The sequence below is a fragment of the Nitrospirota bacterium genome, assembly GCA_030684575.1.
Lineage (GTDB): Bacteria > Nitrospirota > Nitrospiria > Nitrospirales > Nitrospiraceae > Palsa-1315.
On the sequence record JAUXVD010000017.1, the window covers coordinates 23,674 to 37,576 of the forward strand.

General features: G+C 56.2%; 14 protein-coding genes and 1 rRNA gene. 8 read left to right on the forward strand and 7 right to left on the reverse strand.

The window, feature by feature from the left end; all coding sequences use genetic code 11:
- The first annotated feature begins 6 nt into the window (after nt 1–6).
- The 3 genes from aroC (at nt 7) to Q8N00_12910 (ending at nt 2,785) form a co-directional block, all read left to right on the forward strand.
- A complete protein-coding gene (aroC, locus tag Q8N00_12900; GenBank protein ID MDP2383690.1) occupies nt 7–1,107 on the forward strand; it encodes a chorismate synthase in 1,101 nt (366 codons plus the stop codon).
- 352 nt (nt 1,108–1,459) lie between these two features.
- Nucleotides 1,460–1,921: a ribonuclease HI gene (rnhA, locus tag Q8N00_12905; GenBank protein ID MDP2383691.1), complete on the forward strand. Its 462-nt coding sequence runs from the start codon at nt 1,460–1,462 to the stop codon at nt 1,919–1,921.
- Nucleotides 1,922–1,978: 57 nt separating this feature from the next.
- Nucleotides 1,979–2,785, forward strand: coding sequence for an ATP-binding cassette domain-containing protein (locus tag Q8N00_12910; GenBank protein ID MDP2383692.1), 807 nt, complete (start codon nt 1,979–1,981; stop codon nt 2,783–2,785).
- A 6-nt stretch (nt 2,786–2,791) separates the two neighbouring features.
- On the opposite strand, the gene Q8N00_12915 is transcribed toward Q8N00_12910, so the two are convergent.
- Entirely contained in the window at nt 2,792–3,808 is a 1,017-nt protein-coding gene (locus Q8N00_12915) for a trypsin-like peptidase domain-containing protein (GenBank protein ID MDP2383693.1), read from the reverse strand.
- A 144-nt stretch (nt 3,809–3,952) separates the two neighbouring features.
- Here Q8N00_12915 and Q8N00_12920 point away from each other — a divergent pair, with 144 nt between their 5' ends.
- Nucleotides 3,953–4,240: a hypothetical protein gene (locus Q8N00_12920; protein MDP2383694.1), complete on the forward strand. Its 288-nt coding sequence runs from the start codon at nt 3,953–3,955 to the stop codon at nt 4,238–4,240.
- 36 nt (nt 4,241–4,276) lie between these two features.
- On the opposite strand, the gene Q8N00_12925 is transcribed toward Q8N00_12920, so the two are convergent.
- The 5 genes from Q8N00_12925 to Q8N00_12945 all read right to left on the reverse strand — a co-directional run bounded on the left by Q8N00_12925 (nt 4,277) and on the right by Q8N00_12945 (nt 7,785).
- Nucleotides 4,277–4,726, reverse strand: coding sequence for an FUN14 domain-containing protein (locus Q8N00_12925; GenBank protein MDP2383695.1), 450 nt, complete (start codon nt 4,724–4,726; stop codon nt 4,277–4,279).
- 12 nt (nt 4,727–4,738) lie between these two features.
- Nucleotides 4,739–5,602, reverse strand: coding sequence for a neutral zinc metallopeptidase (locus tag Q8N00_12930; GenBank protein ID MDP2383696.1), 864 nt, complete (start codon nt 5,600–5,602; stop codon nt 4,739–4,741).
- A 42-nt stretch (nt 5,603–5,644) separates the two neighbouring features.
- Nucleotides 5,645–5,782 carry a DUF2959 family protein gene (locus tag Q8N00_12935; GenBank protein ID MDP2383697.1) on the reverse strand — a complete coding sequence of 46 codons (138 nt, stop codon included), beginning with the start codon at nt 5,780–5,782 and terminating at the stop codon, nt 5,645–5,647.
- Between the two features lie 193 nt (nt 5,783–5,975).
- The gene (locus Q8N00_12940) at nt 5,976–7,295 is read right to left on the reverse strand and encodes an OmpA family protein (protein MDP2383698.1); all 1,320 of its coding nucleotides are present in this window, start codon (nt 7,293–7,295) and stop codon (nt 5,976–5,978) included.
- 310 nt (nt 7,296–7,605) lie between these two features.
- A complete protein-coding gene (locus Q8N00_12945; GenBank protein ID MDP2383699.1) occupies nt 7,606–7,785 on the reverse strand; it encodes a hypothetical protein in 180 nt (59 codons plus the stop codon).
- Between the two features lie 300 nt (nt 7,786–8,085).
- Here Q8N00_12945 and Q8N00_12950 point away from each other — a divergent pair, with 300 nt between their 5' ends.
- The 3 genes from Q8N00_12950 to Q8N00_12960 all read left to right on the forward strand — a co-directional run bounded on the left by Q8N00_12950 (nt 8,086) and on the right by Q8N00_12960 (nt 10,783).
- On the forward strand, nt 8,086–8,679 hold the full coding sequence (locus Q8N00_12950; protein ID MDP2383700.1) for a pseudouridine synthase: 594 nt from the start codon (nt 8,086–8,088) through the stop codon (nt 8,677–8,679).
- Nucleotides 8,680–8,853: 174 nt separating this feature from the next.
- Complete coding sequence (locus Q8N00_12955; GenBank protein MDP2383701.1) at nt 8,854–9,399, forward strand: hypothetical protein; 546 nt, start codon at nt 8,854–8,856, stop codon at nt 9,397–9,399.
- 361 nt (nt 9,400–9,760) lie between these two features.
- Nucleotides 9,761–10,783, forward strand: a complete 1,023-nt coding sequence (locus tag Q8N00_12960) for a hypothetical protein (protein ID MDP2383702.1) — start codon at nt 9,761–9,763, stop codon at nt 10,781–10,783.
- A 233-nt stretch (nt 10,784–11,016) separates the two neighbouring features.
- On the opposite strand, the gene Q8N00_12965 is transcribed toward Q8N00_12960, so the two are convergent.
- The gene (locus tag Q8N00_12965; GenBank protein MDP2383703.1) at nt 11,017–12,036 is read right to left on the reverse strand and encodes a molybdopterin-dependent oxidoreductase; all 1,020 of its coding nucleotides are present in this window, start codon (nt 12,034–12,036) and stop codon (nt 11,017–11,019) included.
- 797 nt (nt 12,037–12,833) lie between these two features.
- Here Q8N00_12965 and Q8N00_12970 point away from each other — a divergent pair.
- Nucleotides 12,834–13,903 (forward strand): 16S ribosomal RNA (locus Q8N00_12970); the annotation flags it as partial.

Consider the following 13,903-nt stretch of genomic DNA (forward strand, 5'->3'; position numbering starts at 1 on the left):
CGTCCCATGGCAGGCAATTCGTTCGGTCACATCTTCACCGTCACGTCATTCGGCGAGAGCCATGGTCCCGCGATCGGCTGTGTCGTGGATGGCTGCCCGCCTGGCATGGCTCTTTCGGTCGATGACATTCAACTAGATCTCGACCGGCGCAAGCCCGGCACCTCACGCCATGTCACGCAACGGCAGGAATCCGACCGCGTTGAAATCCTCTCCGGCGTCTTTGAAGGCAAGACCACCGGCACTCCGATCGCGCTGCTGATTCGAAACGAAGATGCCCGCAGCAAGGACTACGGCAATCTGATCGATACCTTTCGCCCCGGTCACGCAGACTACACCTATTGGCAGAAGTACGGGATTCGCGATCATCGTGGCGGGGGGAGATCCTCTGCTCGTGAAACGGCTGTGCGAGTGGCGGCAGCGGCGATTGCGAAGAAATGGCTCAACGAAACGTATGGCGTCGTGGTCCGCGGCTACCTCAGCCAACTTGGACCGCATGAAGTGCCGTTCAAGAGCTGGGATGCGGTGGGTGACAATCCGTTTTTTGTGGCTGACCTTGCCGCAGTGGCGAAGCTTGAGTCCTTCATGGACGAGCTGCGCAAGGCCGGAGACTCCATCGGCGCGAGAATTACGACAGTCGCCGAGCATGTACCCGTCGGCTGGGGCGCACCGGTCTATGCCAAGCTGGATTCAGATTTGGCCGCGGCCATGATGACCATCAATGCCGTGAAGGCCGTGGAAATTGGCGCGGGGTTTGGCTCAGTCACGCAGCGGGGCTCGGAGCATGGCGACGAACTGACCCCGGAAGGGTTTGTGACGAATCATGCCGGCGGTATCCTCGGCGGTATTTCCACGGGGCAGGATGTGGTGGTGACGATCGGGATCAAGCCGACGTCGAGTATTCGTGTGCCCCGCCGCTCTATCGACAAGCAGGGGAATGCCGTGACGGTCCAGACCAATGGCCGCCATGATCCCTGTGTCGGCATCAGAGCCACACCGATTGCCGAAGCCATGGTGGCGCTGGTGCTCATGGATCATGCCCTCCTGCATCGCGCGCAGAACGCCGATGTGAAGACGGCGACGCCAAAGATTTCCGGTTCTTCGAAGTAGAGCGTTTCTTCCACGAATAAGACATCCACTGCGAAGATCAATCCGGACCCTGCCGAAGCGTAATCTTGGTATGCATACATATTCCCTGTCTCCAGCAGGATGCTGAAAAAGTCCACCAGCGGCGTTCTCGCTTCACGAAGAGGCTCAACGTACCAACCAGTACGCCTCGCCTCTTCGCTCGCTGCGGCCTTGCTGGACGGCCTTTTTGAGCATCCTGTGGTTGTTCTGGTCGCGGTGCCACTCCGAGTATCTTGGCCATTCTTTCGCGTGCACCGAGCTTTTCCGCAGCCTGCTAGGGTAACATGACCGACATCCAAGGTATTGTTACGCCTCACGAGGAGAGTAGACGATGATGGAAATCTATACGGATGGCGCCTGTAGCGGGAATCCAGGGCCTGGAGGCTGGGGCGCGTTGATCCGTATCGGCGATGCTGAAACGGAGCTCTGCGGCGGGGAGCCGGCGACGACGAACAACCGCATGGAGCTGCTTGCGGTAATCGAGGCCTTGCAGTCGCTCACTGAGCCGGTGGAAGCGCAGGTCTACACCGATTCGCAGTATGTGCAAAAGGGCATCAGCGAATGGATCCACAACTGGAAGCGACGGGGCTGGAAAACGGCGAGCAAAGAGCCGGTCAAGAATGAAGATTTGTGGCGCCGTCTGGATCTATTGTCGTCCGGCCACACGATTGAATGGCGCTGGGTTAGAGGCCATAACGGCCACCCGGACAACGAGCGAGTGGATGCATTGGCTCGTGCCGGCCTGGAGAAGTCACGCCGCGCTGGCAAGGCGGTCGGTGGTCCGGTCGAACGGTAGGGTCCTGTTACGCTGGTATGCGAGATAGGTTAGGCGTTGACCTCCAAGTGTTTCTCCATGACGAACTCACCTCCAATTCTCGACATTCAGCATGCGACAGTCTATCGGGGTGACACCTGTGTCTTCAGCGATTTTTCGTTGTCGCTTCAAGCTGGTGAGCATGTCGCCATCCTCGGTCCCAACGGGGCAGGCAAATCAACCCTCTTGAAATTGCTGGCGGGAGAAGTCCATCCCTTCCCGCATGATGAAACCCATATCCGGTTATTTGGCGAAGAACAGTGGAATGTCTGGGACGTCCGCAAGCGCTTAGGGATGGTGTCCCATGACCTTCAACGTCAATACATGGACCAAGTGACCGGTCTGAAAGTGATTCTGTCCGGTTTCTACGCCAGCATCGGCATCTATGGTCATCAAAACTTTAGCTATGCGCAGATCGTCATGGCAGACAAGATGTTGGAGGAGATGGGGGCCAGTTCATTGCGGGAGCGACGATTCGGAGAGATGTCCACAGGCGAGCAGCGACGCTGCCTGCTGGGCCGTGCGCTGGTGCATGACCCGACGGCGTTAGTGCTGGATGAACCCACCAGTGGCCTCGATCTGACGGCGACGTTCCACTATTTAGATCTCGTTCGCTCCCATATACAAAAGGGGAAAACGCTCTTGCTGGTGACCCATCACATCCATGAGATTCCGCCTGAAGTGGAGCGTGTGGTGCTATTAAAGCAAGGGAAGATTCTGCAGGACGGTGAGAAACGTGCTGTTCTCACAGAAGGCAACCTCAGTATGTTGTTCGGCTGCCCGGTATCGTTGGCTCAGGCCAATGGCTGGTATCAAGCTCTGCCAGGGCATAGCGCACCACACTGAAATTTTTCATCCTCCTCCAAGGGTGACCGTAAAGGTCAAATCTGCATCGATGCGCCGCACTTTGACGGCGACTTTCTGTCCCGGCGTCGTTCGTTCGATGAGATAGTTTTTCAGATGGGCGGCATCGTTGATCTCAGTGCCTTCGATGGCAATGATGATGTCGTGCTTCTGAATGCCGGCTCCTTTGGCCGGTTCAGACACGTCCTTCACCGCCATGCGCCACTTGGTGCCGTCCTTCACGGGCATCATGTGAATACCCATCTTTGAGAAAGTCATGGGTTTGCCTTCCAGGGCTGCGTTCACGATTCGGTTGGCCAGAATCGCCGGAATGGCAAAGGCCATGCGGCTGCAGCGCGCGGTGGAATCGTCTCGTTCGGTTTGGATGATGGCATGCATGATCCCGACCACGTCTCCCTTGTCATTGAAGAGCCCGCCACCGGAATTGCCGCTGCAGGCGGCCACGTCGGCCTGGATCAACCTGGTGTCCACCGTTTGGAGGAAGGTGTTCGTATTGCCCAAGTGGCCGAAGGACATGGTCGGGCCCCAGCCCATCGGATAGCCGACGGTGAAGACTTCCTGGCCTGGCAGCACGTCACCGGAGGCGAATGAGGTCGTGGCTCGAAGCTTGGCGCGGTGGGCTTCTGCGATGCGATAGACCACGACGTCCATGAAGGCGCTGTCTCCAACCAGGTCGGCCGGGAGTTCGTGGAGATCGGTGGTCAGGATATGGATCTGCTTCTGAATGACGGGTCCGGTGGTGACATCTTGTTTTTCTGCTGCGTGCCGGGCGGTGACGATGTAGCCGTCGCGCAGGTGAAATCCGGTTCCGCGGACAAGTATCTTTCCTGGTTTGTCGGGGCTGCGTTGATCCTGCGTATCTTCGAGAATGCCGACGGTCGAAAACTTGGCGCGGTCAAGCGCTGTGGGTGCAATCTCGGCCTGTGCTGGAACTGTGACGCCGAATAGGGGAAGCGCGAGCAGGCACAGAGTCCAGTTGCGTATAGAAGAATGTCTGCTACACATGTCGTGCATGGAAGATCCTTTCGTAAGAAAGTCCGGTAGACGTACATAGTATAATCCAGAGTGCCTGGCGTGAGGAATGGGTGGCAGGGTAGCTGCGACAAGAGCCGATGTGCATGGTATGGTGTTTTCATACAGGAGAGTCTTATGGCTACAGTGATGGTTCGAATGCAGGCGGTGGGTCTGTTGATGTTGGCTCTCTGCGCGGCCGGTCCTGTTTTGGCCGAAGAGTCGCAGGGGGTGATGGAACGGGTTGAAACGACGGCGAAGCGCGTCGGTCAGAAAATTGAGGATAAGACCAAAGCCGTCGTGAAGAAAGTCGAAGAGAAACATATCGGCGACAAGATCGAACAGAAGCTGAAGAAGGCGGCCAGCAAGACTGCTGAAGGGTTTGAAAAGGCGGGCAAGAAGATCGAGCAGAAACTCAGCAACTAGTGCCCCGCTCCTCCTACTACGAGACGGTCCCGCTCGTTACTTCTTGCGAAACCCGAAAAAAGTCCCGGCTCCTGCCGCTCCGGCGGAGGGAAGATAGCCGGAGAGAAACTGCTTCAGCCCTTCAGCGCCACGCTGGAGAGCGGCCATGCTGTGCATGATCTGTGTCTCAATCGCGCTCCAGTCCAGATCTACCCACCCCGTCCCTTTGAGGACGGCGAGACCGGCGAAGATCCCACCGACGACCAGGGCGGCCATCTTCAAGAATCGACGGAATGCCCATCCGATGAAAAACCCGCCGATGTAGCTGCCACCCAGTTGTGCAAAAACTGGTGAGTCGGCATAGTCGGCGACCCATGCGGCAAGCCCTGCCGCCATCGTGGCGCCTGCCGCTACCACGGAATTTGCGCGCCAGGGCGCATCGGCTAAAAGCGCCGACGCTATTCCCTGAGAGGACGGCTCTGGCTGTTGATCCTGATCGATGTCCATACAATAACGGGGCTACAGGTGACCGCCGGCGAAGGTGTCGCAGGATTTTGGGTCACCGGTTTCCAGGCCCTTTCGGAGCCAAGCCGTGCGTTGTTCTGAGGAGCCGTGGGTCCAGCTTTCCGGTTGTACCTGGCCCCGCGACATTTTTTGGAGTCGGTCGTCTCCGATGGCAGAGGCGGCTCGTAGTCCTTCTTCGAAGTCGCCTGGTTCGATCAGGTTCCGATCGCGTTTGGCATGATGTCCCCATACACCGGCGAAGCAATCGGCTTGCAGTTCCATGCGGACGGACAGCGCGTTGCCTTCTGTTTCTGAGCCTTGCCGCTGAAGCCGATGCACGGTTGCTGCGATGCCCAGCAGGTTTTGGACATGGTGTCCGACTTCATGTGCAATGACGTAGGCCTGTGCAAAATCTCCCGGTGCGCCGAGACGTTGAGACATTTCATTGAAAAATGACAGGTCGAGGTAGAGTCTGTGGTCGCCGGGGCAATAGAAGGGGCCGACGGCTGACGAGCTGGTGCCGCAAGCCGACTGCACCGCGCCGGAAAAGAGCACCATGCGAGGGTTTTCGTACCCCTGTCCAAGCAGTCCAGTCCAGGTCGTTTCTGTATCGGCGAGGACGACCGAGGCGAACTTGCCAAGCTGATCGCTGGGGGCTCCGATGCGGCCTGGCTCAGAGGATGTCGATGACTCCGTCATGTTCTGCACGCCATCGAGCATGTTGAGGAGGGTGAGGGGATTGGTCCCGGTGAAATAGCTGACGGCAAGGACGAGGATGATGCCGCCGATGCCGAGCCCGCCCACGCCTCCGACCCTCGCCGGACTCATTCCGCGGCGGTCTTCGACATTCGTGCTTTCCCGTTGTCCTTCCCAGCGCATAAGGATCTCCTGACTCGTATGAGTCGGTATCGAGCGGACTATTTAGGCCGGTTCTCTTTCCATCGATTGGATGAACTTGTCGGCTTCAGCGATGGAGCGGTTCATGTCCTTGACGAGCTGATCGACATGGGTGTCGACGTTCACCAACTTGCGCTTGATCGCGGCCAGCGCGCGTCTCAACAGTGGTATCTCAGTGAGAGAAATTTAGCCAATTCCTACGCAATGATTCTGAAGACCGATCGCGTGATGCATCATAACCGAAGCAGGGAAGCGGGGGGAAGGCCTCAATCGACGCGTAAGATTAGTGTTTGATTGCACTGAGGGGCCTGGGAGGAGGTGCCCACGCTGGTGAGCACCTCCTGAAAGCCGATGGTTACCGAGAGGCAGACGAACCGGTTTCTACTTGACTGGCAATTTGTTTGAGGTCTTTCGGGTAGAGCACGATTTCGATGCGGCGGTTGGATGAACGGCCTTCTTCCGAGTCGTTTGCCGCGATGGGACGGGTGTCCGCGTAGCCGACGGCAGAGAGGTACTGGCGGTCTACTCCACCCTGATCGATCAGATAATGTACGACGGTCGTGGCCCGCGCCGTGGAGAGTTCCCAGTTGGTCTTAAAGCGGTCTTGTAGTTTTGAACTGATGGGCACATTGTCGGTGTGGCCTTCAATCCTGATCTGTTTGTCCGTGACCGTTTTCAATACATCGGCGACTTGCTTGAGTACTTTGATGCCTGCCGGTTTGACCTGTGCCTGGCCGGAATCGAACAAGACGCGATCGACCATATTGATCGTAAGACGGTCGCGTACCTGCTGAATTGTGATATTCCCCTTCGCGATTTCATCTTGAAGCGACTTGGAGAGTTCCTCCTGTGTACGGGTCAACCGTTTGACTTCCTCTTCTTTCGCCAGCCGTTCTTGTTCCAGCCGAGCCTTGTCCGCTTCTCCGGCTTTCAGCCGCTCGCGTTCCTGCTCCAAACTGGCTGTCAGCTGGGACTTCTGTTGCTGTAGCAGGTCGTGTTCTTTTGCCAGCCGAGCCTTCTCCTCTTCTCCAACTTTCAGCCGTTGGCGCTCCTGTTCTAACGTGGCGGCGAGTTGTGATTGCTCCTGCCGTAGTTGCTCGCGCTCCTTCGCAATGCGGGCTGCGTTGGCTTCGAGTTCAGCCGCGCGCTTTTGGAGTTTGGCAATTTCCCCCTGGGCCGAGGCCGTTCCGCTGGTGAGTTCTTGCTTGTCTTTTTCCAAGGCGCTGACTTGCGCCGATTCGTCCATCAGTTTTTTTTGGAGGGCATCGATCTGTCCCCGTACGTCTCCCAACTCGTTGCCGAGTTGGCCGTTGTCTCTTTCCAGTCCATCAAGTTTTGACTGGAGCGCTCCCGATCGCGCTTCGAGGCCCGCTCGTTCCTTCGCCAGCTCGGCGGCCTGTTGTTCGGCGGCTTTTCGTTGAGTGGCTTCCTGGTCCAGATTCTGTTGCAGCCCGGCTAATTGCTGCTGGAGCTGATCGGCCTGTGCCTGAGATTTTTTCTTGAGCGCGTCCAGGTCTGCGGCTTGCTGGACGGCTATTTTCTTCGCGGCCTCCAGCTCGGTGAGCGTTTTGGTATGGGTCTCCGTGCTCACGCAGCCTCCCACGGCTATCGCACAGAGCATGGCCCATGCAGGGGCCTGAAGCAGCCTGGCTCGATTAGTCAACAGTCGTTGCATGATTTCCTACTGTGAATGATGGCGGACTGAGTCTTGAGGAGGGGAGCAAGCACAATGCCTGATCGTGCGGAATATGCGTAAAGATAACCGCTCATTTCTTATGGAGTTAACGTGGGGATGGTCGCTTGGGGGCAAGTGATCGCCAGAAGACTGAAGCATGGCGCTGCAATCGCTGTAGGGTTTTCCCTGCAATCAGTGAATGTCGATCGCGCGCGCCGATTGATTGAAACGGGGTAGGAATTTGGTTGTGTGTGTACTGAATGCACGGCTGCAGGTGGGGCGCAGCCGTAACTGCGCCCCAGAGCAGAACTTACTTTCCGCCCATGTCCTTCTTCTCGTCCTTCTTCTTATCGTCGTCCGCCTTGCTGCTGGTCGTATCCTTCTTTTCCTTCTGCTCTGCAGGGGTTGGTTCTGCAGCGAAGGTCATGGGAACGCCGAATCCAACGGCCAGAAATGCGGCTAACACCACCATATGTGCAAAACGAGTCATGATAAAACCTCCTTGTGAATATGAAAGTGAAGGATGCACTGCAGGGGGTATAGAGCAAGTGTGGTGCCGGGAGGGGAGCCGTTCCCTATCTGCCATGATTATTCAGCGATTAGGAGCTTCCGGGTATGGAGGGAGATGTCTGGGGAAACTACGTAGCCTCTGAAAATGGAGTATGTCCTGTAGGGAGGTTCCTGCAATCATACAGTTAGGGGAGTTGTAAAAGGGGGAGGAGCATCGTCGCCTGCACGTTGTGCTGTTGAGGATGGTTGACTATAGTAGTCCAAGTCTTCGTTTCGCCTCATGCATATGCCGACCATTCGCACAATTGCCTTCAACAAGCCCTACGGGGTATTGCCCTGCTTTACCGATTCCGAGGGACGGCCGACCTTGGCCGATTACGTCGATTTGCCAGGTGTTTATGCCGCCGGACGTCTCGATCTGGATAGTGAAGGGCTGTTGCTTCTGACGTCCGATGGAACGTTGGCGCACCACATCACAGACCCGCAGCATAAGTTGCCGAAACTGTACCTTGCGCAGGTGGAACGTGTCCCGAATGAGGAAGCGTTGGAACAGTTGCGAAAGGGCGTGCTGCTGAACGGTAAGAACACCAGACCTGCTGAAGCACGGCTGCTGCTGGATGATCCGCAGTTACCCGATCGCCCTGTGCCGATCCGTTTCCGTAAAAATGTGCCGACTGCCTGGGTGGAGATCACGTTACGCGAGGGGTTGAACCGGCAGGTTCGGCGTATGACCGCAGCCGTGGGGCACCCGACTCTGAGACTTGTGCGGGTTGCGATCGGACCGATTCTGCTGGGCGACCTCGAGTCAGGCCAATGGCGGGATCTGACGAATGATGAGATTGTGCAAATCTATTCTATGGCCCGTCACCGTTGAATGCGGAAGGGCTCAATGAGCGGAATGACTACGGGAGTGAGAAGAGGAATTTGTTGTAGGTGTGAGTGGAGGCCTCGGCAAGTTCGTTAATGAATAGCAGTCTTGGTTGTGGCAGACTGAACAGGAGGGTGAGAATTGTTCAGATTCTCCTCAGGCCATTCAGGGAGGTACAGCATGGGGTGTGACATGAGAGGGGCGAGGAGGGCGTTGGCACTCGGGCTCGCCCTTGGATGGGCGACGATATTAGCGGTGGTGGCCGAAGGCGCGAATCACGGGCCCTTGCCTTTTACAGAATTGCGGCAGATCAAGAAATTTGTGTCTATGGAGGTGCAGACTCACGGCACTGCTGAGAAGATTGGGCTCAAGAGCGGAGAGCTGACTGATGTGACGCGATTGGCGTTTCTTAAAAATTTTCCAGGGGTTGCGCTTGAAGTATCGAGTGGCCCCGCTCAGGATGGGACAGAACGGCTGAGTCAGCTTGGGTTTCTCACCTGTGAGGTATGGACTGTCGGTGAAGAGTATATTGTCGCCTATCATGTGGATTGCAACGCGGGGTCGTATTTCATGCCCATGACACCCGGCAGTCTCTGGAATCGGTCCATTCTCGGGTATGGGCCAAAAGATGACGTCTCAGCGGAGATTCGCAAGGGGCTCCGCGGGATGATCGAACAGTTTGCCACAAGCTTTTTCAAGGTCAGGGGTGGCGATCCCCTGCCATAGCCCAGGGAGCGTGGTCCAGGCATGGGCCTGGAAGTCACGTAGGATCCGCTTGCGATTCATGCCACAAGCTCTATGTGTTCTTTGCCGGTTCTTGCTCCACAGAGGGCCCCTCCGGCACCTCTTTTTCTTTCGTTGCAAATCTGGAAAGTCTGGCGGTGCTCGGGTAGTCTCACTCCACGATTCTGTTCTCCTTCAGTGGACCTAAGATGTATATGTAACTCCCCTTCATCCAATGACCATCAAGTTCATCACCATATATGCTGTGGGCTTCTGTCTGGCCATGGCTCTCCTGGGCTGTCAGTCCGGTGAAGTACGGCGGCAGAGTAGTTCTGGCTGCGCTGAGCTTGAGCAGGACCTCGACTTGTCGAAACGAATCGCCAGGTTAAACCTGCTGTCGGAGGCCTTCACGGCACAATGCGACGATCTCGTGGTTCGGTACGGGGCCCAAGCCCGATCGCAGTTCCGGCACAAGGCGTTTTCAGTCACGAGGGAAGCGGCAAATGTGTTCGTCCCGGACGGAATGTTCATTGAGTATATATCGGAGAGTTATGAGCGGGGATACCTCAGTATTCTCATGGCCGCAAGCTACATGAGAATGCAAAAGTCCGAGGAGGCGAAAGTTGAACTGAGAGATTTAGATCATGAGTTATTCGCGCCGATCTACAACTACGGAGAGGACCCGGTCAATCTGCTTCTCTCGGCGGTCTTATGGGAACAGCTGGGGGAGATCGGCGAAGCTCGCGTGGACTGGTTGAGGCTCCGCGACCTGCCGCGCCTGACCAAGCAAGAGGATGAGGGGCTTCGTCGGTTTGCCGGCGAACGCGTCAGTCGTATCGACAGTGGCGAAGGTGCTGAGGCTTCTTGGCTGGTCTACAGGGTGGGACGGTTTCCTCAGCTCGATTGGGATCTGCAATTTTCAAGTTCCGCCAGCGGCTACTTTTCGATCACACCACGGCAACCCTTCATCGCATCCTGCGCATCGGATACCGGACTGCGGCTGTCGACTGAAAGTTGGTTCAATAAAGTGGCGATCCGCCATAGCCATGCGTACCACCCGCTTCTCAACGTACAGACGTGGATTCGGTTGCCGATTGGTCTGACGTACAGCCTGGTCCCTTTGGCGGCAGGAGCCGGTCTCATGGTCGGGGGCTGTATGCTCGATGCAGCCGGTGATGGCAAAGGGGCACTCTGTCAGCTCTCGCTGATCGGGGGAGTGGCCTTGATGCGCACTGCGCCGGCGGTGATGGAGGGCGCGCTGAAGCCGGATTTGCGGCATTGGGACGATGTGCCGGCAGCATTTGTGGTGACCAGAACCTCAACTCCAGAGTTGGAGCCCTGTTTAGCGAATCTTGGAGCTACTGTTCAACGACTTTGGCAAGAGTGATTTTCCTGCGTGCGCTTGGGGAAGTATTCAGAGGTTTGTTCGTTCAGCAGATCGCCGTAACTTAGGTTGCACGAACATAACCCTGCCGTCCGCGGCTTTCCTCAAGACGGCACATTAACGCTACCCAAGATATCAGGCGCGTAAGAGCTGCGCAGAGCGTTGGTATCGAGCCATTTTGGCAGGGCTAGGTTGAGTGGGTTCTTAGGGCTGATCCCGAAGCACGAAGTATTTTTTTAGCCGATGGAATCCACGTCGGCAATAATCGTGTGCAACCCGCTCGCTCCTGCTGGTTGTGGCCGGACAATTTCTGCAATCTGCAACTGCCCCTTCGTGTCCGTAGCTCGCACGACAGTTTGAAACTTGCCCCGCTTGGGCGGCTGCCAGGTGTAGTTCCAGATGACCCAGGAGTAGGGCGACATGGGCGGTTCAATCGTACATTCGTTCCACGTGCGGCCTGCATCAAAGCTCAATTCCACTTTGTTAATTGAGTTGGGTCCGCCGAAGGCGATGCCGCGAAAGAGTTGTTCGTGGCCACGGATCGTTTGGTAATGGCCTGGGCTGTCGATACGTGAGAATATCTTGATAGTGCCGTCGTCCGTCCAGCCCTTGCGCTGCCAGTAGCCTTTGTAGTCTCCAGGATAGACTTCAATCTCCGTGATCCACTTGACGTTTTTAATCCCGTAGAGCCCTGGCACGATCAGCCGAATCGGAAACCCATGTTCTTTGGGCAGCTTTTCGCCGTTCATGAGAAATGCCAGCATGACGTCGTCTTGCATGGCGCGAGTGAAGGGGATGCTGTCGTCGTAGCCGTCGATGCCGCGGAAGATCACGTCGCGCGCGGTGTCTTCGTCGGCGCCGGCCTCTTGCAAGAGTTTCTTGAGTGAGATCCCGCGCCATGTCGCGGTGCCCATGCTGTCGCCGCCGGGAAGTGTGTCGATGCACATGAGGGTGGAGACTTGATTGTAGGAGTCACGGTTTAAGATATCCCGCCAGCCCAGCGCCAGCGGTGTTGTCACTTCCCCTTTGACGCGAACTTTCCATTGCTCGATATCGACGTCTCGCGTCATGGAGACAGCGCTGTCGGCATAGTTCACGACATAGAATTTTGCGTTGGGTGTGAAATAGGTGGTGTCGCGAGAAGGAATGGCAAACATGCGGCCGAAGACGGAGCCTACAGCGTCGCAGCCGCCGGTTAACGCAGCGACCGTCCCAAGTCCGGTGGCCTTCAGCAATGTTCGACGTGAGAACGGCATACAGCCTCCGATCAGAGTTCGGATCTTCGATATTATGGTACGGGGATATATGCGACCGCAATGATCTCTTCTCGTTGAGGTCGGCGCAGCTCTAGCTGCCCACTGTTGATGGACGCACTTGGGTGGCAGGTCAATGAGGTTCAGTCTTCTGGCTCGATAGGGTATGGAGGGGGGAACGTCCGTGGAAAGACATCCGGAGCGTTATTTCCTGAAGCCGAGTCCGCGCAATAAGAATAGGCGGGGGATTCATTGCACCGTAGCGTACGGATTATTGGACGCACGAGTGTGAAAGCTAGGTATATACCTACATGTATTTCTCAATTTTAGGGAAATAGGTCTTGCCGGATGCAGGAATGGGCAAGATGTCGTTAAAGTTTCATTTACGTGCATCAGATCGAGTAGATGTGGTGGTGATTTCCTGAAGGATGTCGAGAATGTGTGACGCGCGATGATGCATGGATAAAGGGGATTCGTAGTATTCGATAATTATTTCATCAGACATGTAAATGATGCTTGACTCTCAGGGGGGGGCTTTGCTATCTTCCCACCTGTTCGCAGGGTGCTTGTGCTTCTTGCCTCGGTAGCCGCGTGCGAGTGTTGCGGTGAGGGCATGCGGTTTTAGGGAATACCCAACCATTAAATTTGGTAAAAGGGTCCCTTGACACGCTTCGGTGCACAGAGTATAGTGCACGGCTCGCGTGACAGGTGCTTTCGCTCTTTGACAACTGAATAGAGAATGTTGAGCAATGGTGTAAGTGTATTGAAGTGGTGGCCCTTGGTCCAAATTCTAAGAACACCTTTATGAGAGTTTGATCCTGGCTCAGAATGAACGCTGGCGGCGCGCCTAATACATGCAAGTCGAGCGAGAAGACGTAGCAATACGTTTGTAAAGCGGCGAACGGGTGAGGAATACATGGGTAACCTACCCTAGAGTGGGGAATAACTAGCCGAAAGGTTAGCTAATACCGCGTACGCTTCTTGGACTTCGGTTCAGGGAGGAAAGCGCTACCGAGGGTAGCGCGCTCTTGGATGGGCTCATGTCCTATCAGCTAGTTGGTGAGGTAATGGCTCACCAAGGCTTCGACGGGTAGCTGGTCTGAGAGGACGATCAGCCACACTGGCACTGCGACACGGGCCAGACTCCTACGGGAGGCAGCAGTAAGGAATATTGCGCAATGGGCGAAAGCCTGACGCAGCGACGCCGCGTGGGGGATGAAGGTCTTCGGATTGTAAACCCCTTTCGGGAGGGAAGATGGAATGGGGTAACCCATTCGGACGGTACCTCCAGAAGCAGCCACGGCTAACTTCGTGCCAGCAGCCGCGGTAATACGAAGGTGGCAAGCGTTATTCGGATTTACTGGGCGTACAGGGAGCGTAGGCGGTTTGGTAAGCCCTCTGTGAAATCTCCAGGCTTAACCTGGAAAAGTCGGAGGGGACTGCTGGGCTAGAGGACGGGAGAGGAGCGCGGAATTCCCGGTGTAGCGGTGAAATGCGTAGAGATCGGGAGGAAGGCCGGTGGCGAAGGCGGCGCTCTGGAACGTTTCTGACGCTGAGGCTCGAAAGCGTGGGGAGCAAACAGGATTAGATACCCTGGTAGTCCACGCCTTAAACGATGTATGCTTGGTGTTGGGAAGTGATTCTCAGTGCCGTAGGAAACCTATTAAGCATACCACCTGGGGAGTACGATCGCAAGGTTGAAACTCAAAGGAATTGACGGGGGCCCGCACAAGCGGTGGATCATGTGGTTTAATTCGATGCAACGCGAAGAACCTTACCTGGGCTTGAACTGCTGGTAGTAAAGAGATGAAAGTTGAATGAACCGTAAAGCCGGTTGCCAGTAGAGGTGCTGCATGGCTGTCGTCAGCTC

Excerpts from the sequence above, each read along its gene's own strand:
- aroC (MDP2383690.1), top strand. The coding sequence starts at position 7 with ATGGCAGGCAATTCGTTCGGTCACATCTTCACCGTCACGTCATTCGGC.
- rnhA (MDP2383691.1), top strand. The coding sequence starts at position 1,460 with ATGGAAATCTATACGGATGGCGCCTGTAGCGGGAATCCAGGGCCTGGA.
- Q8N00_12910 (MDP2383692.1), top strand. The coding sequence starts at position 1,979 with ATGACGAACTCACCTCCAATTCTCGACATTCAGCATGCGACAGTCTAT.
- Q8N00_12915 (MDP2383693.1), bottom strand. The coding sequence starts at position 3,808 with ATGTGTAGCAGACATTCTTCTATACGCAACTGGACTCTGTGCCTGCTC.
- Q8N00_12920 (MDP2383694.1), top strand. The coding sequence starts at position 3,953 with ATGGCTACAGTGATGGTTCGAATGCAGGCGGTGGGTCTGTTGATGTTG.
- Q8N00_12925 (MDP2383695.1), bottom strand. The coding sequence starts at position 4,726 with ATGGACATCGATCAGGATCAACAGCCAGAGCCGTCCTCTCAGGGAATA.
- Q8N00_12930 (MDP2383696.1), bottom strand. The coding sequence starts at position 5,602 with ATGCGCTGGGAAGGACAACGGGAAAGCACGAATGTCGAAGACCGCCGC.
- Q8N00_12940 (MDP2383698.1), bottom strand. The coding sequence starts at position 7,295 with ATGCAACGACTGTTGACTAATCGAGCCAGGCTGCTTCAGGCCCCTGCA.
- Q8N00_12945 (MDP2383699.1), bottom strand. The coding sequence starts at position 7,785 with ATGACTCGTTTTGCACATATGGTGGTGTTAGCCGCATTTCTGGCCGTT.
- Q8N00_12950 (MDP2383700.1), top strand. The coding sequence starts at position 8,086 with ATGCATATGCCGACCATTCGCACAATTGCCTTCAACAAGCCCTACGGG.
- Q8N00_12955 (MDP2383701.1), top strand. The coding sequence starts at position 8,854 with ATGGGGTGTGACATGAGAGGGGCGAGGAGGGCGTTGGCACTCGGGCTC.
- Q8N00_12965 (MDP2383703.1), bottom strand. The coding sequence starts at position 12,036 with ATGCCGTTCTCACGTCGAACATTGCTGAAGGCCACCGGACTTGGGACG.